At 67.1% G+C, this 18,803-nt stretch carries 16 protein-coding genes; 10 read left to right on the forward strand and 6 right to left on the reverse strand.

What is annotated here, in order from left to right:
• Positions 1–92: 92 nt before the first annotated feature.
• Together BLW48_RS06940 and ssuD are read right to left on the reverse strand one after the other, a co-directional pair.
• Positions 93–1,283: an acyl-CoA dehydrogenase family protein gene (locus BLW48_RS06940; RefSeq protein WP_093173635.1), complete on the reverse strand. Its 1,191-nt coding sequence runs from the start codon at positions 1,281–1,283 to the stop codon at positions 93–95.
• On the reverse strand, positions 1,280–2,464 hold the full coding sequence (ssuD, locus tag BLW48_RS06945) for an FMNH2-dependent alkanesulfonate monooxygenase (RefSeq protein ID WP_093173637.1): 1,185 nt from the start codon (positions 2,462–2,464) through the stop codon (positions 1,280–1,282). Before ssuD ends, BLW48_RS06940 begins: the two co-directional genes overlap by 4 nt.
• Positions 2,465–2,720: 256 nt before the next feature.
• Here ssuD and BLW48_RS06950 point away from each other — a divergent pair, with 256 nt between their 5' ends.
• Both BLW48_RS06950 and BLW48_RS06955 read left to right on the forward strand, forming a co-directional pair.
• Complete coding sequence (locus tag BLW48_RS06950; RefSeq protein WP_371127408.1) at positions 2,721–3,908, forward strand: acyl-CoA dehydrogenase family protein; 1,188 nt, start codon at positions 2,721–2,723, stop codon at positions 3,906–3,908.
• On the forward strand, positions 3,905–5,038 hold the full coding sequence (locus BLW48_RS06955; RefSeq protein WP_093173640.1) for a sigma-54 interaction domain-containing protein: 1,134 nt from the start codon (positions 3,905–3,907) through the stop codon (positions 5,036–5,038). Before BLW48_RS06950 ends, BLW48_RS06955 begins: the two co-directional genes overlap by 4 nt.
• Before the next feature lie 147 nt (positions 5,039–5,185).
• Here BLW48_RS06955 and BLW48_RS06960 read toward each other — a convergent pair whose 3' ends face one another.
• Genes BLW48_RS06960 through BLW48_RS06970 form a run of 3 tightly spaced genes read right to left on the reverse strand, consistent with a single transcriptional unit; the run spans position 5,186 to position 8,779 of the window.
• A complete protein-coding gene (locus BLW48_RS06960) occupies positions 5,186–6,655 on the reverse strand; it encodes an N-acyl-D-amino-acid deacylase family protein (protein WP_093173642.1) in 1,470 nt (489 codons plus the stop codon).
• A gap of 23 nt (positions 6,656–6,678) precedes the next feature.
• On the reverse strand, positions 6,679–7,794 hold the full coding sequence (locus BLW48_RS06965) for a DSD1 family PLP-dependent enzyme (protein ID WP_093173644.1): 1,116 nt from the start codon (positions 7,792–7,794) through the stop codon (positions 6,679–6,681).
• Between the two features lie 13 nt (positions 7,795–7,807).
• A complete protein-coding gene (locus BLW48_RS06970) occupies positions 7,808–8,779 on the reverse strand; it encodes a Bug family tripartite tricarboxylate transporter substrate binding protein (protein ID WP_093173646.1) in 972 nt (323 codons plus the stop codon).
• A gap of 163 nt (positions 8,780–8,942) precedes the next feature.
• Between BLW48_RS06970 and BLW48_RS06975 the strand changes: the two genes are divergently transcribed.
• The 3 genes from BLW48_RS06975 to BLW48_RS06985 all read left to right on the forward strand — a co-directional run bounded on the left by BLW48_RS06975 (position 8,943) and on the right by BLW48_RS06985 (position 12,307).
• A complete protein-coding gene (locus BLW48_RS06975) occupies positions 8,943–9,839 on the forward strand; it encodes a LysR substrate-binding domain-containing protein (RefSeq protein WP_256330721.1) in 897 nt (298 codons plus the stop codon).
• Positions 9,840–9,920: 81 nt separating this feature from the next.
• The gene (locus tag BLW48_RS06980) at positions 9,921–11,594 is read left to right on the forward strand and encodes an ATP-binding protein (protein WP_093173650.1); all 1,674 of its coding nucleotides are present in this window, start codon (positions 9,921–9,923) and stop codon (positions 11,592–11,594) included.
• Complete coding sequence (locus BLW48_RS06985) at positions 11,591–12,307, forward strand: alpha/beta hydrolase (RefSeq protein WP_093173652.1); 717 nt, start codon at positions 11,591–11,593, stop codon at positions 12,305–12,307. Before BLW48_RS06980 ends, BLW48_RS06985 begins: the two co-directional genes overlap by 4 nt.
• Before the next feature lie 28 nt (positions 12,308–12,335).
• Here the strand turns inward: BLW48_RS06985 and BLW48_RS06990 are convergent, their stop codons facing one another.
• Positions 12,336–12,899 (reverse strand): hypothetical protein, encoded by a 564-nt coding sequence (locus BLW48_RS06990; protein WP_218137497.1) that lies wholly within the window; start codon positions 12,897–12,899, stop codon positions 12,336–12,338.
• Between the two features lie 176 nt (positions 12,900–13,075).
• Between BLW48_RS06990 and BLW48_RS06995 the strand changes: the two genes are divergently transcribed.
• Genes BLW48_RS06995 through BLW48_RS07015 form a run of 5 tightly spaced genes read left to right on the forward strand, consistent with a single transcriptional unit; the run spans position 13,076 to position 18,798 of the window.
• Positions 13,076–13,480: a type IV pilin protein gene (locus tag BLW48_RS06995; protein ID WP_093173656.1), complete on the forward strand. Its 405-nt coding sequence runs from the start codon at positions 13,076–13,078 to the stop codon at positions 13,478–13,480.
• On the forward strand, positions 13,474–14,034 hold the full coding sequence (locus tag BLW48_RS07000) for a type IV pilus modification PilV family protein (RefSeq protein WP_093173658.1): 561 nt from the start codon (positions 13,474–13,476) through the stop codon (positions 14,032–14,034). Before BLW48_RS06995 ends, BLW48_RS07000 begins: the two co-directional genes overlap by 7 nt.
• Entirely contained in the window at positions 14,031–15,158 is a 1,128-nt protein-coding gene (locus BLW48_RS07005) for a PilW family protein (RefSeq protein WP_093173660.1), read from the forward strand. Before BLW48_RS07000 ends, BLW48_RS07005 begins: the two co-directional genes overlap by 4 nt.
• Positions 15,155–15,727: a hypothetical protein gene (locus tag BLW48_RS07010; RefSeq protein WP_093058386.1), complete on the forward strand. Its 573-nt coding sequence runs from the start codon at positions 15,155–15,157 to the stop codon at positions 15,725–15,727. Before BLW48_RS07005 ends, BLW48_RS07010 begins: the two co-directional genes overlap by 4 nt.
• Positions 15,724–18,798 carry a pilus assembly protein gene (locus BLW48_RS07015; RefSeq protein ID WP_093174152.1) on the forward strand — a complete coding sequence of 1,025 codons (3,075 nt, stop codon included), beginning with the start codon at positions 15,724–15,726 and terminating at the stop codon, positions 18,796–18,798. Before BLW48_RS07010 ends, BLW48_RS07015 begins: the two co-directional genes overlap by 4 nt.
• Positions 18,799–18,803 lie beyond the last annotated feature (5 nt).

Below are 18,803 nucleotides of genomic sequence, written 5' to 3' on the forward strand. Positions count from 1 at the left end.
TGCTTCCCCTGCAGCAGGGTGATGTGCGCGTTGGAAAGCACAACGGGCCTGCGACGCGAAGCCGCAGGCCCGTTGCAAGGCAATGCCGAAGTTCAGGAATAGAAGCTGGGTTGCGGCACGAGCGCATTGAGCGCCCAGTCGCCGAGTTCGCGCAGCTTGTAGTCGACCGGATCGTGCAGCGTGTGCACGCGCAGGTTGCGCCAGTAGCGGTCCAGGCGCAGCGCGGCGGTGGTGGCGCGCGCGCCCGTCACCTCGAACATGCGGTGCGCCACCTCGAGGCTCGCGCGTGTGCTCGCGACCTTGGCTGCGGCAACAGCAACAGCCACCTGCCCGCGCTCGTGCTCATCGAGCGAAGTGCCACGCAGCCACGCCTGATCGAAGGCCGCGGCCGCATGGTCCAGCAGCATGCGGGCGCCTTGCAGCGCGAGCCAGAAATCGCCGTAGTGCGTGAGCACGTAAGGATCTTCGTTTGCCGCCGAAGCCGTCGAGAACAGCCAGGGCCGGCCTTGCTGCAGCGTGAACGACCTCGCCTCTTCGAGCGCGCCCTCCCCCAGGCCGAGGTAGATGTTCGCGAGGATCAGTTGCGCCAGCAGCGGGCGCAGGCAGGCGAACGGCGTCGAGAGCGGGCCGGGGTCGAGCAGCAGTTCATTCGTCTCGACGCGCACGCCATCGAACACCACGCTGCCGCTGTCGGTCTGGCGCTGGCCCATGTTGTCCCAATCGCCCTGCACCGCAATGCCGGCGCGCCCCGTGGGCACGACGCCAATCAGCAGGCGATCGTTCGCGTCGAGGGCCGAGGCGAGCAGCATGTCGGAGTCGCTGGCACCGGAGCAGAAGCTCTTGCGGCCCGAGAACACATAGCCCCCGTCGACGGCTTGCGCGCGCGTGGACTTGTCGAGCGGGTTCAACGCATTGCCCCAGAACCAGCGCTGCGCGCGGGTCTGTTCGATCCACGGCTGCCACTGCCCGCGTTGCGCAAAGAGCTGCGTGGTCGCGAGCAGCAGATGATGAAAGGCGAACAGGTGCGCCACCGAGCTGTCGACACGCGCAAAGCCGCGCACCACGTCGAGCGTCTGCTGCCAACTCGCGCCCAGGCCGCCGAGTTCGGTCGGCACGCTGAGCATCAGCAGGCCGCTGCCCCGCAGCAGGTCGCGTTCGGCCTTGGGCGTGCCGCCGCGCTGGTCGCGCTCGACGGCGGTCTGCGCCAATGTCTGCGCGACGCGCTGCGCGGTCGCATGCCACGGCACCACTTCGTCGCCGGCCTCCGCGGAGAAATGCTTCATGCGGCGGCCTTCTCGGGCACGGGCACAGACAGGGGCACCTGCAGAGCCTGCGAAGGCGGCGGCACGATGTCGTTGGCAATGACCTCACCGAAAGGGCCGGTGATGTTGGCTTGCCCCGCCGGGCGCACATGGTCGAGCGGCAGCAGCGGAAACAGCAGCTCGGCCACGCGATAGGCCTCCTCAAGATGCGGATAGCCCGAGAAGATGAAAGTCTCCACGCCGAGTGCCGCGTATTCCTTGATGCGCGCCGCCACCTCTTCGGGGCTGCCCACCAGCGCCGTGCCCGCGCCGCCGCGCACCAGGCCCACGCCGGCCCACAGGTTGGGCGACACCTCCAGCCTGTCGCGTCGCCCGCCGTGCAATGCGGCCATGCGCTGCTGGCCCACCGAGTCGAAGCGCGAGAAAGCCTTCTGCGCGGCCGCGATGGTGTCGTCGGTCACGTAGGAAATGAGTTCGTCTGCAGCGCGCCAGGCCGCCTCGCTGGTCTCGCGCACGATCACATGCAGCCGGATGCCGAAGCGCAGCGTGCGTCCGTGCTCTGCCGCCGCGGCGCGGGCCTTCGCGATCTTGTCGGCCACATCGGCCGGCGGCTCGCCCCAGGTGAGGTACACGTCGACCTGCTCGCCCGCGAGTGCGATTGCTGCGTCCGACGAGCCGCCGAACCACAGGGGCGGATAGGGCTTCTGCACTGGCGGATAGAGCGTCTTGGCGTTCTCCACGCGCAGGTGCTTGCCCGAGAAGTTGATGGTCTCGCCAGCCGCAACGCCGCGCCAGATGCGCAGGAATTCATCGGTGACCTCGTAGCGCTCGGCATGCGTCAGGAAGCTGCCGTCGCCATGTTGTTCATCGGGGTCGCCGCCGGTCACCACGTTGATGAGCAGGCGGCCATCGGAAAAGCGGTCGAGCGTCGCGGCCTGGCGCGCGGAAACGGTCGGCGAAATGATGCCGGGGCGTATCGCCACCAGGAACTTGAGCCGCTCGGTCTGAGCCGCGAGCGACGAGGCGACCACCCACGAGTCTTCGCAGGAACGCCCCGTGGGAATCAGCACGCCTTCGTAGCCCAGTTCGTCGGCGGCCTGTGCCACTTGCCGCAGGTATCGATGGCTCACGGTGCGTGCCCCGCGGGAGGTGCCGAGGTAGCGGCTGTCGCCGTGCGTGGGAAGAAACCAGAAAAGTTGCATGAGGCGGTTCAGCAGTTAGCGTGCCAGTCGAGCTGCCTGTGGGAACGCGCCGAAACGCGCAATTTGTGCTGCTCCAGCAGCAGCGAAACACCACATCTGCTGCGCGCGGCACATTGCCCGCCCGCACTGCTGCCATGGAAGCAAAACAAGGATCGATATACGCATCGCATCGTTGGCCGGGCGCTTGCGCGCCGCCAACATGCTGCTGGCGCAGCAACCGTGCTGCCTGCACATACCGAGGCCTTGTGTGAGTTCAGTGAGTTCCGTTCTTTCCATTCCTGCTTCCGAATCCCCTCGCGACATCGCCCGCGAGCTGATGCAGCGCTTCGCGGCCACCGCGGTGGAGCGCGACGAGCGCGGTGGCACGCCGAAGGCCGAGCGCGATGCCCTGCGTGAAAGCGGCCTGCTCGCCTTGAGCATCCCGTCCGAATTCGGCGGCGGTGGCGCGGACTGGCGCGAGACGCTCGACGTCGTGCGCCTGCTCGCGCAGGCCGATAGTTCGCTCGCGCATGTGTTCGGCTTTCATCATCTGATGCTCGCCACGGTGCGCCTCTTCGCGCGGCCCGTGCAATGGCAGCCATGGTTCGAGCAGACCGCGCGCCGCCGGTGGTTCTGGGGCAACGCCCTCAACCCGCTGGACGACCGCACGGTGTCCAGCGCGCACGAGGGCTGGCGCGAGTTCACCGGGCAGAAGAGCTTCTGCTCGGGCGCGCTCGATTCCGAAATGCTGATCGCCTCGGCGCGCGAGGAAGGCAGTGGCGCCTTCATCGTCGCGGCGGTACCCACCGGCCGCTCGGGCATCTTCGTCGCGCCCGACTGGAACAACATCGGCCAGCGCCAGACCGACAGCGGCAGCGTGACCTTCGAGAAGGTGCGCGTCGAGCAGCACGAAGTGCTGGCCGATCCGGGCCCGCTCTCGACGCCCTTCGCCTGCCTGCGGCCGCTGGTGTCGCAACTCGTGCTGGCCAACATCTACCTCGGCATTGCGGAGGCGGCCTTCAACGATGCAAGGCATTACACGCTGCACGAGTCGCGCCCGTGGCATACGGCCCATGTGTCGCAGATGCACGAAGACCCCTATGTGCTCGGCCACTACGGCGACTTCTGGGTCGGCCTGGAGAGCGTGCGCGTGCTGGCCGACCGCGCGGCCGACCGGCTCGACGCGGCATGGCGGCTCGGCCCCGCGTTGACCGAGGCCGAGCGCGGCGACGTCGCGGTGGCCGTGGCCACCGCGAAGGTCGCGGCGACAAACACGGGGCTGGACATCTGTACGCGCATGTTCGATGTGGCCGGCGCGCGTGCCACGCATGGCGGCCTGCGCCTTGACCGCCACTGGCGCAACCTGCGCACCCAGACCTTGCATGACCCCGTGGCCTACAAACTGCGCGAGCTCGGCGAATGGGCCCTCAAGCAGCAATACCCCGTACCGACCTTCTACTCATGACCGCCTTCACCCGCCCTCTCGCTGTGCTGCCGCCGGCCGACGCCTCCCCCGCATCGGACGAGGACTGGGATGCCCCCACCCTGCTGACGCTGCCCAACCCGCGCAAGCTCACCACCTCGATCCGCGCCACGGCCCAGGTGTTCCAGGATCCGCGCTCGGCTGCGCTGCTCGAACGTGTGCGCATGGTGGCGCCCAGCGATGCCAACGTGCTCATCATCGGAGAGACCGGCACCGGCAAGGAGCTGATCGCGCGCCACGTACACGACCTGAGCCGCCGCAGCAGCCGGCCTTTCGTGGCTGTGAACTGCGGTGCCTTCTCCGAGAGCCTGGTCGAGAGCGAGCTCTTCGGCCACGAGAAAGGCGCCTTCACCGGCGCGTTCTCGGCCAAGTCGGGCTGGTTCGAGGCGGCCAACGGCGGCACGCTGTTCCTCGACGAGATCGGCGACCTGCCACTGTCGATCCAGGTCAAGCTGCTGCGCGTGCTGCAGGAGCGCGAGGTGGTGCGGCTGGGCTCGCGCAAGAGCGTGCCCATCGACGTGCGCGTGGTGGCCGCGACCAATGTGCGGCTGCAGGACGCGGTGGCGGCCGGCAACTTCCGCGAAGACCTGTTCTACCGGCTGCACGTGGTGCACCTTGCGCTGCCGACGCTGCGCGAGCGGCCCGGCGACATTCTTCCGCTGGCGCGGCATTTCATCGAGGAGTACCGCCAGCGGCTGGGCTACGGCGCGGTGCGGCTCGATGCGAGCGCCGAACAGAAGCTCTCCGAGCACACCTGGCCCGGCAACATCCGCGAGCTGGAGAACGTGATTCACCACGCGCTGCTGATCTGCCAGCACGGCGTGCTGGGCGCGGAGCATCTGCATCTGTCCTCGTTGAACATCCAGAGGCGTCCAGCCGAGAGCGAGGTCTCCGCGCACGCCACGCCGCGGCAAGCGCTGGAGACGGTGCTGCGCGAGCTGTTCAACGAGCCTCACGAACAGATGTTCGAACTGATCGAGGACACGGTGATGCGCACCGCCTTCGAGTTCTGCCACCGCAATCAAGTGCAGGCGGCCAGGCTGCTTGGGATCAGCCGCAACATCCTGCGCTCCAGGCTCATCAAGAGTCGGGAGATTTCCGCGTTGAAGTAGTCCCCGGACCGGTTCGGTCTTTCGCAGCATTGCGGTCATCGCGTTGCCGTTGTCGATGCTCAGGACCGTGCATTGAAGGCGGTCGCCAGCGCAGCAGCCTGGAGGTGAAGGACCGTGGAGACAATGCGACCAGTGCGTCCAGATGGTTCAATGACCCGCCGTCTGCGGCACTTCGCGCGCCAGCACCCGCCCCGGCCGCGCTCCCGTCGACCCGCCATCGCGCCACACGATCGCACCATTGACGATCACCGCCTCGATGCCATGGGCCGGTGCAATGGGCGCTTCGTACGTGGCGGCTTCGCCCACGGTGTCCGCGTCGAACAGGGCCAGGTCGGCATATGCGCCCTCCTTCAGCACACCGCGGTCCTTCAGGCCGAAGTTCTTTGCGGTCAGTCCGGTCATCTTGTAGATCGCGGTTTCCAGCGGGAACAGCCCGAGCAGGCGCCCGTAGTGACCCAGCACGCGCGGAAAGCTGCCCCACAGCCGCGGATGCGGCGCGGCATCGTGCGGCAGGCCGTCGGAGCCGATCATGGTCTGGTCGAACTTCAGGATGCGCTGCACGTCGGCCTCGTCCAGCCTGAAGTAGATACCGCCGGCGGGACTGAGGAGTCGGATTGCCTCTTCTTCGGCAACGCCCATTTCCTTTGCGATGACGTCCAGGTCGCGGCCGGCATGTTCGGGCAGCGATTTCGACCAGCTCACGATCACGCGCGAAGAGCTTGCCGCCCGGTCTGCCGACAGGATGGTGGAGCCTGCCGTGTAGGGGTAGCAGTCCAGGCAGATCGGCTGCTTGGCCATGTTCTTCTCGATGAAGGACAGCGCCTCTTCCGACCGGCCATGGTTCGCCGGCCCCACCACCTTCATGTGCGAGATCACCACCGGCACCCCGACTTCGCGGCCGACGCGAAAGGTTTCTTCGAGCGAGTCGATCACCTGGTCAGCCTCGTTGCGCATGTGGGTGCAATACACGCCGTTGAATTCCTTCAGCGGACGGCAGGTTTCGATCACCTCCTCGGTGGGCGCGGCAATCGACGGTTCGTAGAACAGGCCGGTGGACACGCCGATGGCGCCGGCCTGCAGCGCCTCCTGCACCAGTTCGCGCATGCGGGCGATCTGTTCTGGCGTCGCCGGCAGTCCGAGGTCGTCCAACGTCGCAACCCGCAAGGTGGTGTGCCCCACCAGCAAGGCGCAGTTGGTCGCGGCTGGCTTGGCGCGCAGTTCCTCGATGTACGAGGCGAAGGTCGGAAAGGAGAACCAGTCGCCCTGCTCGTCGAGCAAGTTCAGCGGTGGCGTGACCGGTTGCGTGATGCCGCCCGGCATCGGCGCCAGCGAAATGCCGCAGTTGCCCGCGATCACCGTTGTGATGCCCTGGCTGACCTTGGGCGCCATGTCGGGGTTGGACAGCATGAGGCGGTCGTCGTGGGTGTGCGCGTCGATGAAGCCGGGCGCCGCGACGCGCCCTGCCCGGTCGATCTCCACCTCGCCGTGCGCTGCGGACAGATCGCCGATGCGTGCGATGCGGTCGCCGCGAATGCCGATGTCGCCCGTGAAGCGGGGCGCGCCGGTGCCGTCGACGATGCTTGCGTTGCGGATCAGAAGGTCGAATTTTTCCTGCATCGATTGCCTTGGATTGAAAGGAGTTAAAGCAGCGCGCCGCGAGCGGCGATAGGCCACAGGGCTTCCACCCGCTCGCCGCGCACGCAGATCAGGTCGTCGTAGAGATTGACGGTCGGGTCGCAATGGCCGGGCACCAGCATCAGCTGGTCACCCAGAGAAAGCGCGGCGGCATCGGGCGTGGCCAGCGCACCGTGCTCGTCGGCGGCTTTCACGTAGCGCAGGTCGGGCCGCTGCCACACGGTGGGCATGCCCGAGTCCACGCTGGAGGCCTTCAGGCCTGCGTCGACGATGGCACGCTCGGGCGTGGCGCGGCTCATGACGGTGGTGCGCACGAACAGGGCGTGCTCGAACGCGATGTCGTGCTCGCCACGCTGGTTGTCGCCGTAGTCGCGATCCATGAAGACGTAGGAGCCGGCCTGGATCTCGTTGAAGACGCCGGAGTCGCGCTCGTGCAGGAAGCTGCCGGTGCCCGCCCCCGTTACGCGCTCGACGGCGATGCCGCAGGCCTCGATGGCGGCGCGGGTCATGCGCGCGGCCTCCGCGGCGGCGGCAATGGCCGCGGCGCGATCCTGCGGCGCTCGCAAGTGCTGGGCCGGCCCGTGATAGCAGTGCAGGCCCATGAAGCGCAGCGGTGCACTGGCCGCGATCTGCTGCGCAAGCCGCACCGCCTCTTCGCCGGGGGCAACGCCACATCGGTTGGCCCCGACGTTGACCTCGACATACACATCCAGCGTCACGTCCTCAGCCTGCGCTACGGCAACCAGCGCCTGCACCTGTTGCGGGTGATCGACCAGCACGCCCATGCGCGCTCGGCGGGTCAGTGCGGCCAGGCGGCGCAGCTTGGTTTCGCCCATCACCTGGTTGGTGACCAGCACGTCGGCGATGCCGGCTTCGACGAACACGGCCGCCTCGCTAACCTTCTGGCAGCAGATGCCGGCCGCGCCCAGGGCGATCTGGCGCAGGGCGATTTCCGGCGTCTTGTGGCACTTGGCATGGGCGCGCAGGCGCACGCCGCTGCCGCGCAGTGCCTCGGCCATGCGCGCGAGGTTGCGCTCGAAGGCATCGAGGTCGAGCACGAGCGCGGGTGTGTCGATGGCGTCGAGGCGATCGCCGGGCCTTGCGGCTTTCCAGGGAGTCATGGTGAGTTGGCCTTCAGTCGATCTTCGCGCCCGAGTCCTTGATGATCTTGGCCCACTTGAGCGTCTCGCGGCGCGAGAGGTCGAGGAACTGCTCCGACGTGGCGAAATCGGTCTCGGCGCCCAGCAGCCTGAAGCGCTCGCGCAATGCCGGGTTGGCCAGCGCGGTGCGGATCTCGGCATTGAGGCGCGCCACCACGTCCTTGGGCATGCGGGCCGGCCCGATGATGCCGCCCCAGGCCTCCACCTCGAAGCCCGGCACGCCGGCCTCGGCGATGGTGGGAATGTTCGGATAGGTGGGCGAGCGCTGGCGCGACGAGATGCCCAGCGCCCTCACCTTGCCCGCCTGGGCCTGCGGGCCGGAGACCGGCGTGTTGACCATCATGAGCTGCACGCCTCCGCCGATCAGGTCGGTAATGGCCGCCGTTGCGGCCTTGTAGGGCACGTGCAGCATGTCGGTGCCGGTCATGGCCTTGAAGAGCTCGACGCCCAGGTGCGCGGTGGTACCGTTGCCGTCGGACGCGAAGGCCAGCTTGCCGGGGTTCTTCTTCGCGTAGGCAACGAGCTCGGGCACGGTCTTGACCGGCAGGTCGTTGTTGACGATCAGCAGGTTGGACAGGCGCAGCGTGTTGGCAACCAGCGTCAGGTCTTTCTCGACGTCATATGGCACGTTGGGCAGCAGCGACCGGTTGGTGGCCAGCGAGACGATGTTGCCGTAGGCCAGCGTGTAGCCGTCGGGCGCGGAATGCACCAGGTCCATGGTGCCGATCGTGTAGGAGCCGCCGGGCTTGTTGTCGACCACGATAGGCACGCCCATCTGCTGCGACAACTGAGCGCCCAGCGCGCGCATCAACGCGTCGGGTGCGCCGCCCGGGGCCGAGGGCACGATCAGGCGGATCGGCTTGTCGGGATAGGCCGCGAGGCCCGGCATCGAAACTGCCGACAGCGCGGCGAGGACGAGAGTACACAGCAAGGCACGCAGACGCATGGCAGAGAACTCCGGCAATGAAGGATCGGTGAGCGGATGATCTGCCCGCGAACCGGGTTGGACAAGCCATGTTTCCTGGGTTTAGCATGAGCTTTTCTCATGCACGAGGCCGGTGCGTATAGGCAGCTCCATCGGTTGCATGCACCAGACTTGCTCTTTTCTCATGAACCATCACGTTCGCGCTCCCTCGACGATGTCCCTGATGTGCCTGGAGGCCAGCGCGCGGCTGCGCTCCTTCACTGCCGCCGCGCAGGAGCTTCGCCTCACGCAAGGTGCGGTGAGCCGGCAGGTGCAGACACTGGAAGACCGGCTAGCCGTAAAGCTCTTCACGCGCCGGCGCGAGGCCCTGGCCCTGACGGACGCGGGCCGCTACTACCTGGGCGAAGTCGGGCCGCTGCTGCAGCGGCTGGAGCGCGCCACCGCCAATGTGATGGCGCTCAAGGGCCGGGGTGGCGAGCTTTCGCTGTCGGTTGGCGCTTCGGTCGGCAGCTACTGGCTGATTCCGCGCCTGCCCGGGTTCACGCGCGACCATGGCGAGATCACGCTCAACCTGGGCACGCGCGTGGGGCCGGTGGACTTCAGCGCCACGCCGGTCGATGCGTCGCTGGAATTCGGCGACGGCCAGCGGCCGGGCCTGCGCAGCGAGTTCGTGCTGCCGCTGGACCTCTCGCCCTACGCGGCGCCGGCCTGGATCGCCGAGCACGGCAAGGCGGTCGATGCGAACACGCCGCGCTCGGCGCTGATCCACCACCAGACCCTGCCCGGCGCATGGGACGAATGGTTCGCACGCGAAGGCATCGTGGGCGAGGCAGGACGCGAAGGGCCGCGCTACGACATCATGTCGATGGCTCTCAACGCCTCGCTGGCCGGTATGGGCGTGGCGCTGCTGCCGCCCTACATGAGCGACGAGTCGGTGGCGTCGGGGCGCCTGCGGCGGCTGTCGCGCCGCAAATGGCGCTATGCCAAGGGCTACTACCTCGTGTATCCGGAAGAATCGGCGCAGATGCAATCGCTGCAGGTCTTCAGGCAATGGCTGCTGGCGCAGGTGAACGACTCCTAGCGTCCTGCCGCCGGTCTTGACCCAGGTCAAGCGCCAGGCCCTACCTCGTGGCTAGCATCGAAGGCGACACGAGGAGACACCGTGGAACTCGAGATACCGGAGATGCTGGCCGCTGCGCTGCAGGGTCAGGTCGGCGCGCAAACGCCGCTTGGCCTTCAACTGGGTGGGCTTGGCGCCGGCAGCGGTGTGCGCGTCGTGTCCAGTTGCCATTTCGACGGCCACTCGCTCAACCTGCTCTTCCAGCTGGGCCTGGCTGCCGGCTCACGCGACCTGGTGTTCCAGCTGCTCGCGCTGGACAACCTCAACGGCGAACCGCCCGCTAAGCCCATCTCCAGCCTGGAGTCGATGGTCCCGGCGTTGACCGAGTGGCTCTCGCGTGACCTGATCGATGGCTGGCTCTACCAGCGCGGCAAGGACGGCGTACTGCTGCCCTGGCTGGTCCATGCAGTGCGCTTTGTGCAACCGGCGGACAACGAGGCTTACGTGCTGGTGGGCCTGCTGGCCAACACGCTGCAGGCCGCCGGCCGCGAGCCGCCCTCCGAACCACGCTTGCGTTTCGCGGGCATGACCTGGGGCCTGAGCTTCTACGCGGAAGACCTGCCCGGCCGCACGCTGGCCGGCCTCTTTGCCGACCACGGCTTCCACAAGGAGTGCGCCGAGTTCAGGCGCGAGTACGACAAGCAGGTGGCGTGCTTCACGAAGCTGCAGCCGCAGTTCGGTGCCCAGTTCACCATCGACGGCAGCGCCTGGACGGCCGGCGAAGGCCCTCGGGCAGGCATGGCGTGCCACCGGCTGCCCGAAGGCGCGGTGGCGCGCTGCGTGAACGACGAGGAACTGCTGCAGCGCCGCTTCGACCTGGCCGCCGATCCGCACTACTGGCGCGAGAGTGGTGTCGACAGCGGCTTCGACCGCATTCCCCAGCATTGCTACTTGCACCTGTTCCACCTCGACTGGCACCGCAACATCTGGGTCCATGCGCAGCACGTGCAGGAATACAAGTACCAGCCCGGCCTGCGCGAGCGGCTGGTGCTGCCGCAGGCGCACCGCGACCTGATCGACATCCTGACGGCCGACCGCTGCTTTCTCGTGGAAGACGTGGTGCCGGGCAAGTCGGGCGGCACCACCATCCTGTGCAAGGGTGCGCCGGGCCTGGGCAAGACCCTTACCGCCGAGGTCTATGCGGAAGTGGTCGGCAAGCCGCTGTACCGCGTGCATTCGGGCCAGCTCGGCGTGACTGCCGACTCGGTGGAGGCCAGCCTGACGAAGATCCTTCAGCGCGCCGCGCGCTGGGACTGCGTGCTGCTGCTGGACGAGGCCGACGTGTACATCCGACGACGCGACAACGACCTGCAGCACAACGCCATCGTGGCGGAGTTCCTGCGTACGCTGGAGTACTTCAGCGGCCTGCTGTTCATGACCACCAACCGGGTCGGCGACATCGACGAGGCCATCCTGTCGCGCTGCATCGCGGTGATCGACTACCAGCCGCCGGGCCCCGACGACGCGCGCCGGCTCTGGTCCACGCTGTCGATCCAGCTGGGCGTGGAGCTTTCGGGCGCGGTGATCGACAGGCTGGTGGTCGAATATGCCGGCGCCAGCGGCCGCGACATCAAGGAACTGCTCAAGCTCACCAGCAAGTACTGCCGCCGCAAGGAGCTACCGCTGTCGGCGCAGTCTTTCGCGCAGTGCGCGGTGTTTCGCGGCATTGCCTGCGCCTCGTCGCAGATGTCGTCGCAGGTGGGAGCGATCGAATGATCGACGCCAGCCTGCTGGGCGACGCGCTGACCGGCCGCATGAGCTTCCGCCCGGGCGCTGCGCCCGTAGCCGCCCCGCTGCCACCCGGACGCCACGGCCTCTCGTTCGCCGAAGGGCGCGAAGCGGTGCTGGTGGTGCCCGAGGGGCTGCCCACCAATGCACCGTTGCCGCTGCTGGTGATGTTCCACGGCGCGGGCGGCGAGGCCAACCGGGTGCTGCCGCATCTCGTGTCCCATGCGCGTGCGCGGCGCTTTCTTCTGCTGGCCCCGCAGTCGATGTACCCGACGTGGGACATCGTGGTCGGCGGGCATGGCCCCGATCTGGAACGGCTCGATGGCACGTTGTCGACGGTTGCCACGCATTTCCGCATCGACCCCGAGCGCCTGGCGTTCGCCGGTTTTTCCGATGGCGGTAGCTACGCCTTGTCTCTCGGCCTGACCAATGGCGACGTGGCCAGCCACGTGATCGGGCTGTCGGCGGGCTTCATGAACACGTTCACGCAGACGGGGAAGCCGCGCGTGTTCCTGGCGCACGGGCGCTCGGACAGCCAGTTGCCGATCGAGACCAGCGCCCACCCGCATGCACGACGGCTGCTGGAGAGCGGGCACGACCTGACGCTGCAGCCCTTCGACGGCGATCACGTCATCGTGCCGTGGGTGGTCGCGCGGGCGGTCGAGTTCTTCCTCGGGCCTCAGGTGGCGACACCAGCCTGAACTAGAGATGCGTCAATGCCTGGCGGCTTCAGCAGAACGGATCCAGATCTGTGTCGGCTCCGCAAGAAGGGCACGTGACTACCAGATTCCGGCCCGGCCGGACTCGCATCCGCTGCTGGCAGCAGTGGCACCGGATCACGATCTTCTCCATGGGCGCTGAATTTGCGGGCTTCAGCGAGTAGACGGAGTACGTGATCTGGTCATCCACGATGAACTCATTGCTGGAAAGGAAGCCGGCAATGAACCCGTTCACGGGGAAAAGAACGCTCGAGCCGGGGACTTCCGGCCAGAAGAAGCGAGTCGCGGTTTCCGCGGGCGCACGTACCAGGCGCGCCGCGCCTTTCAGCTGAGTCGGCTCGAATTCCAGATACGCGTCGCATGTCTTCCTGACCGTTCGACAGATTCCGGCCAATGGGTCCGGGATCAGCACGCCTGTTCCGTGCCGTTGAGTGCACAACTTGGTCAAGGTTGCGCCTGGGCCGATGTCCGCTCTGAGGACATGCAGGCCGGCACGCAAGCTTTCGAAATTTCTGGTCGGGTTCGGGTCCATTGCTTCAGTTTGCGCACCTCGCGCGGGAACTGAAAGGGGCATTTGTCCTGTTCTTGGCAGGCCATCCGGCCTGCTCCGGCCTCGACAAAACGCCCCCTCTGACCACCTGCTGCGACGCGTTGCGTCCATGCCGCGAAAGCTAGAAAAAGGTCCGCGGCCAGCCTCAATGTGATAAATTCACATTTATAACAATGTGAAACACTTCTGACGGATCACGGATGAACGAGCCCTCGCACAAGCGCAAAACCGGTGGCTTCACGCTGATCGAACTGATGATCACGGTGGCCATCGTGGCCATCCTGGCGGCTGTCGCGTTACCCAGCTACCAGCAGTACGTCATCCGATCCAAACGGTCGGCGGCGCAGGCGCAGATGATGGACATTGCCAACCGGCAGCAGCAGTTCCTCCTTGCAAACCGCAGCTACGCCGATAAGACCGCGCTGACGGCCAGCGGCTATGCGCTGCCGGCCGAAGTCAACAGCAACTACAGCTACGACATCGTCCTGACGACGACCGGCGTCCCCGGTTACACGCTGACCCTGACCCCGATCGGCGGCCAGACCGGCGACGGCGCGCTCACCCTCAACAGCGACGGCGTGAAGACGCCGGCGGAGAAATGGTGAGAAGCGCGGTGAGAAGCGCCCAGCGCGGCGTCAGCCTGCTGGAAGTGCTCGTCACCCTGGTTGTGGTGGCCTTCGGGCTGTTCGGCCTGGTGGGCCTGCAGGCGCGCTTGCAGGCGTCGGAGATGGAGTCGTACCAGCGGTCGCAGGCGCTGATCATGCTGAACGACATGGCCAGCCGTATCGCGATCAATCGCCGGATGGCCTCGAGCTACGTCACCAGCGCCCCGCTGGGCAGCGGCAACACGTGTCCCACTGCCACCGGCACCCGCCAGCAGGTGGACAGCGCCGAGTGGTGCAACGCGCTGCAGGGCGCCGCAGAAACCTCGGGCAGCAGCAGGCTCGGCACAGTGATCGGCGGGCGCGGCTGCGTGCAGGACATGGGCAACAACGAATACCTCGTCACCATCGCCTGGCAGGGCCTGGTGCCGATCAGCGCTCCACCCGCCGGCGTGGCCTGCGGCAAGGACCTGTATGACACCGCTGGCACGCGCTGCGTGAGCGACATGTGCCGCCGAGCGGTCACCACGCTCGTGCGCATCGGAGCCCTTTCATGAGCCCGTCGCGCAACCGGCAGCGCGGGCTGACGCTGATCGAGCTGATGGTGGCGGTCACCATCATGCTCATCGTGGTGGCGGCCCTGCTCGCGCTGTTCCTGAACGTGAGCAACACCCAGCGCGAAATGGAACGCGTGAACCGCCAGATCGAAAGTGGGCGCCTCAGTGTCTTCGTGCTGGAGAACGAGCTCACCCACGCCGGGTTCTGGGAAAACTACATGCCCCAGTTCGACGACCTGACGGTCAACGGTGTGCCGGAGCACGTGCCAACCGGCACGCCGCCCGACCCCTGCCTGTCCTACTCCCTGGTCAACTGGACCGACGACTACAAGCGCGAGCTGCTCGACTTGCCGGTGCAGAGCTACGAGACCGTGCCCGCCAGCTGCACCGACCTGCTAAAGAACAAGAAGGCCAACACCGACGTCCTCGTGGTGCGGCACGCCGAGACCTGCCTGCCCGGCGCACCCAACTGCGAGGCGGACATCGCCGGCAACCTGTACTTCCAGTCTTCGTTGTGCGGCACGCAGAAGCCTTCGTCTTTCGACCTGTCCACCGCCGGATTCGGCAACATGCTGAAGAAGGACTGCACGACGCCTTCGCCCAAGCGCAAGCTCGTTGCCGACATCTACTACGTGCGCGACTACGCCGACACCGTGGGTGACGGCGTCCCCACGCTGGCGCGCTCGCGCTTCGACTTCGTGGGCGGCGCCCTGGCGCAGCAGCCCCCGGTACCGCTGATCGAGGGCGTCGAGGGGTTCAGGGTCGAGTTCGGGCTGGACACGATCGGCAAGACCAGCGCCGCCGTGAACTACGCCGCGGCCATCGACTGGGCCGATCCGGCGGTCAGGCTGACTCCCGCCAACCGCGGCGACGGCAGCCCCGACGGCAGCTTCGTGCACTGCAGCGTCGCCGCGCCCTGCACTGCCGACCAGCTGGTGAACGTGGTGGCGGTCAAGCTCCACGTGCTCGCGCGCAGCACCGAGGTTTCGCCAGGCCATACCGACACGCGCACCTACAACCTGGGCTCCGCCACCCTGGGCCCGTTCAACGATCACTACAAGCGCCACGCGTTTTCCACCACCGTGCGCCTGACCAACGTGACCGGGCGGAGGGAGACGCCATGACTCATACACCGGCCATGCGCCGCCAGCAGGGTGCTGCGCTGCTCATCGGGATGATCATGCTGCTGCTGATCACCCTCACGGTCACCGCGGCGTTCAATCTCAGCAGCTCCAATCTCAAATCGGTAGGCAACCTGCAGACTCGCAACGAAGCCGTTGCCGCGGCCAACCGCGCCATCGAGGAAGTTGCCAGCAGCCTGCTGGCGCCGGATTCCGACGGCACCCCGTCGCTGACGCCGCCCCAGGCCACCGTGAGCCTGGTCGACATCAACAACGACGGCACCACCGACTACACGGTCGTGGTCGCTGCGCCGGTGTGCGTGCGTGCAACCAAGGCCGTCGACACGGGCGGTGGCACCGTGACCGGACCGAGCGGCATCACCGGCGGGGCCTCCAGCAGCGGCTCGGGGCTGTCCACTCTGCCCGATCAATACAACTCGGTCTGGGACATCAGCACCACCGTGACCGATGCCACCAGCGGCACCACCACCGCCGTGCGCCAGGGGGTGCGAGCGCTGCTCAACAAGGCGCAGTTCGAAGCGCTGTGCAATACGACCGGGCCGACACCATGATGACAAAGAAACTCTTCGCGCCGCTGTGCGCCGCCGCCCTGCTGGCCTTGCCGTTGAGCCCGGCGCACGCCGAGGACATCGACCTTTTCGTGGGCTACAACCAGGCCGCCACCCAGGCGCCCAATGTGCTGTTCGTGCTGGACAACACGGCCAACTGGAACCAGCCGTTCACGGCCGAGATCACCGCGCTGGCGAAAGCCTTCGAAAGCCTGCCGTCCAACAAATTCAAGGTCGGCCTGATGATGTTCACCGAGACCGGTGGCGGCAACTCCAACTCCGATGGAGGCTATGTGCGCGCTGCGGTGCGCACGCTGGACGACGGCACCAAGGTCAAGTACGGCGCGCTCATCCGCAGCCTGAACAAGCTCGACGACAAGTCCAATGGCGGCAAGGCCGGCAAGACCATGGCCGAGGTCTACCGCTACCTGGCCAGCGGCACCCCGATCGCCGGCAACAACAAGCTGAAGGCCGACTACAGCGGCAGCGTCTACGGCACCGCCGCGTCGAAGGCCGTGTACGCGCTGCCGCGCAACGCGCTGAACGCGGTGAACAGCACCACCTACGTGGGCCCCAGCACCGAAAACTGCATTGGCACGTACGTCATCTACATCAGCAACGGCGCCGCGCAGGACAACACCAGCGACAGCAAGACCTCCGCGGACGCCCTGCTCGCCGCAGGCGGCAGCACCACTTCTATCGTGCTGAGCCCCAGCGGCTCGCAGGACAACACAGCCGACGAATGGGCGCGGTTCCTGCAGACCAGCATGGGCGTCAAGGTCTACACGGTCGAGGCTGCCAAGGCCACCGGCGGCCAGGGCCCAGGCTGGAGCGCACTACTCAAGAGCATGGCCACCCAGAGCAAGGGGGAGTACTACGACATTTCGTCCGATCCCGACCTGGGCGCTTCGCTGGGTGCGGCGCTCGATGACATCTTCAGCAAGATCCAGTCGGTCAACAGCGTGTTTTCCTCGGTGAGCCTGCCGGTGAGCGTGAATACGCAGGGCACCTACCTGAACCAGGTGTTCGTCGGAATGTTCCGCCCCGACCAGGACGCACTGCCGCGCTGGAACGGCAACCTCAAGCAATACAAGCTGGGCCTGGACAGCAGCAGCCAGCTCGTCCTGCAGGACGCTGCCGGCGCCAACGCGGTGAACAACCAGACCGGCTTCGTTGCGCCCTGCGCGCGCAGCTACTGGACGCCGCTGCCGAGCGACACCGACGCCTACTGGAGCTTCCGCCCCTCCGGCGACTGCCTCGGCAAGGAGGCGGCCGACAGCCCGGACGGCAACGTGGTCGAGAAAGGCGCGCAGGGCTACATGCTGCGCCGCCTCGCGGTGGCCAGCCGCAACATGAAGACCTGTGCACCCGGCGCCTGCTCTGCGCTCACCAGCTTCGCCGACGGCAACGGCAGCATCACGCAGGCGGCTTTGGGTGTGGCGAGCGCCACCGACCGCACCAACCTGATCAACTGGGTCCGCGGCGCCGACAACAAGGGCGACGAACGCACCGACGCCAGCGGCAACCCCCTTACCTCCACCAGCATGCGCCCCTCGGTGCACGGCGACGTGGTGCACTCGCGCCCCGTGGCCATCAACTACGGCACCGATGCCGTGCCCCAGGTGGTGGTTTTCTACGGCGGCAACGACGGCGTGCTGCGCGCCGTCAACGGCAACCGCAGCACGGCCATCGGCTCGGCTGCGGCGGGCGATGAGCTATGGTCTTTCGTGCCGCCCGAGTTCTACGGCAGCCTCAAGCGGCTGTACGACAACAGCACGCGCATCAATTTCCCCGGCCTGCTGGTTACCACCGGCAGCGTGGCGCCCAAGCCTTACGGCATGGACGGCGCGGTAGCTGCCTACCGGCAGGGCACCACCACCGCCTGGCTGTTCGCGAGCATGCGCCGCGGCGGCCGGTTGATCTACGCCTTCGACGTGTCCGATCCCGCGGCGCCCACTCTCAAGTGGCGCAAGGGCTGCCCAAACCAGGACAACGACACCGGCTGCGACACCGGCATGGACGGCATCGGACAGACCTGGTCGGCGCCCAAGGTTGTCAAGTCGACCGGCTATGGCGCCGGCAACAGTCCGATGCTGGTGTTCGGCGGCGGCTACGACAAGTGCGAGGACGTCGACACCAACTCGGCCGCCCAGGCTTGCGGCACGGGCACCAAGGGCAACCGCATCTACGTGCTCGATGCGGCCACCGGCGCGCAGCTCAACAGCTTCGTCACCGACCGCGCCGTGGCGGGCGAAGTCACCATCGTCAACGACAGCCTCGGCCTGGCGCGGATCGCCTACGCGGCCGACCTGGGCGGCAACGTCTACCGGATCACCATCGGCGACGCAACGCCGGTCAGCTGGAGCATGACGAAGATCGCCTCGCTCGGCTGCGATACGGTGAGCACCTGCACGCCCAACCGCAAGTTCATGTTCGGGCCGGACGTGGTCCAGGACAACGGCGTGTACGTGATCCTGCTGGGCTCCGGCGATCGCGAGAAGCCGTTGCGCTACTACAACTCCGCGCTCAGCGTGGCCAACCGCTTCTACATGCTGGTGGACAAGCCCACCGACACCGCCTGGCTGAGCTCCGAATCGGACCATTGCAACAGCACCCCCGTGCTGTGCCACGCCTCCCTGCAGGCCATCACCACCACTGCGACCCCCACGGCCACCGACCTTGCGAGCAAGAAGGGCTGGTATCTGGCCCTGGCCCCGGGCGAGCAGGTTGTGACCGCTTCGGTGACGGCCTACGGCATCACCACCTTCAACACGCACACGCCCACCAACCCAAGCGTGCAGCAGTCGTGCCGCGCCGACCTGGGCACCGCCAACGTCTACAACGTGTCGTATGCCAACGCTGCGCCCCAGGACAGCAACGGGCGGTTCCAGAACGTGGTGGGCGGCGGCCTGGCACCCTCGCCCGTGGTGGGCCGGGTCCAGCTGGACGACGGCAGCATTCGCGACGTGGTGATCGGCGCCAGACCCGACTCCTTCCTGAGCCCCAAGGGCGCCACCCCAAAGTCGGCGTTCAAGCAGCCCAAGGGGCGGGTCTACTGGTTCATCCAGAAATAGGCAGG

The organism is Variovorax sp. YR266 (assembly GCF_900107295.1).
Classification (GTDB): Bacteria; Pseudomonadota; Gammaproteobacteria; order Burkholderiales; family Burkholderiaceae_C; genus Variovorax.

Bases quoted from the DNA above. Each gene is read 5' to 3' on its own strand.
- BLW48_RS06940 (WP_093173635.1), bottom strand. From the start codon at position 1,283: ATGAAGCATTTCTCCGCGGAGGCCGGCGACGAAGTGGTGCCGTGGCAT.
- ssuD (WP_093173637.1), bottom strand. From the start codon at position 2,464: ATGCAACTTTTCTGGTTTCTTCCCACGCACGGCGACAGCCGCTACCTC.
- BLW48_RS06955 (WP_093173640.1), top strand. From the start codon at position 3,905: ATGACCGCCTTCACCCGCCCTCTCGCTGTGCTGCCGCCGGCCGACGCC.
- BLW48_RS06960 (WP_093173642.1), bottom strand. From the start codon at position 6,655: ATGCAGGAAAAATTCGACCTTCTGATCCGCAACGCAAGCATCGTCGAC.
- BLW48_RS06965 (WP_093173644.1), bottom strand. From the start codon at position 7,794: ATGACTCCCTGGAAAGCCGCAAGGCCCGGCGATCGCCTCGACGCCATC.
- BLW48_RS06970 (WP_093173646.1), bottom strand. From the start codon at position 8,779: ATGCGTCTGCGTGCCTTGCTGTGTACTCTCGTCCTCGCCGCGCTGTCG.
- BLW48_RS06975 (WP_256330721.1), top strand. From the start codon at position 8,943: ATGAACCATCACGTTCGCGCTCCCTCGACGATGTCCCTGATGTGCCTG.
- BLW48_RS06985 (WP_093173652.1), top strand. From the start codon at position 11,591: ATGATCGACGCCAGCCTGCTGGGCGACGCGCTGACCGGCCGCATGAGC.
- BLW48_RS06990 (WP_218137497.1), bottom strand. From the start codon at position 12,899: ATGCCCCTTTCAGTTCCCGCGCGAGGTGCGCAAACTGAAGCAATGGAC.
- BLW48_RS06995 (WP_093173656.1), top strand. From the start codon at position 13,076: ATGAACGAGCCCTCGCACAAGCGCAAAACCGGTGGCTTCACGCTGATC.
- BLW48_RS07000 (WP_093173658.1), top strand. From the start codon at position 13,474: ATGGTGAGAAGCGCGGTGAGAAGCGCCCAGCGCGGCGTCAGCCTGCTG.
- BLW48_RS07005 (WP_093173660.1), top strand. From the start codon at position 14,031: ATGAGCCCGTCGCGCAACCGGCAGCGCGGGCTGACGCTGATCGAGCTG.
- BLW48_RS07010 (WP_093058386.1), top strand. From the start codon at position 15,155: ATGACTCATACACCGGCCATGCGCCGCCAGCAGGGTGCTGCGCTGCTC.
- BLW48_RS07015 (WP_093174152.1), top strand. From the start codon at position 15,724: ATGATGACAAAGAAACTCTTCGCGCCGCTGTGCGCCGCCGCCCTGCTG.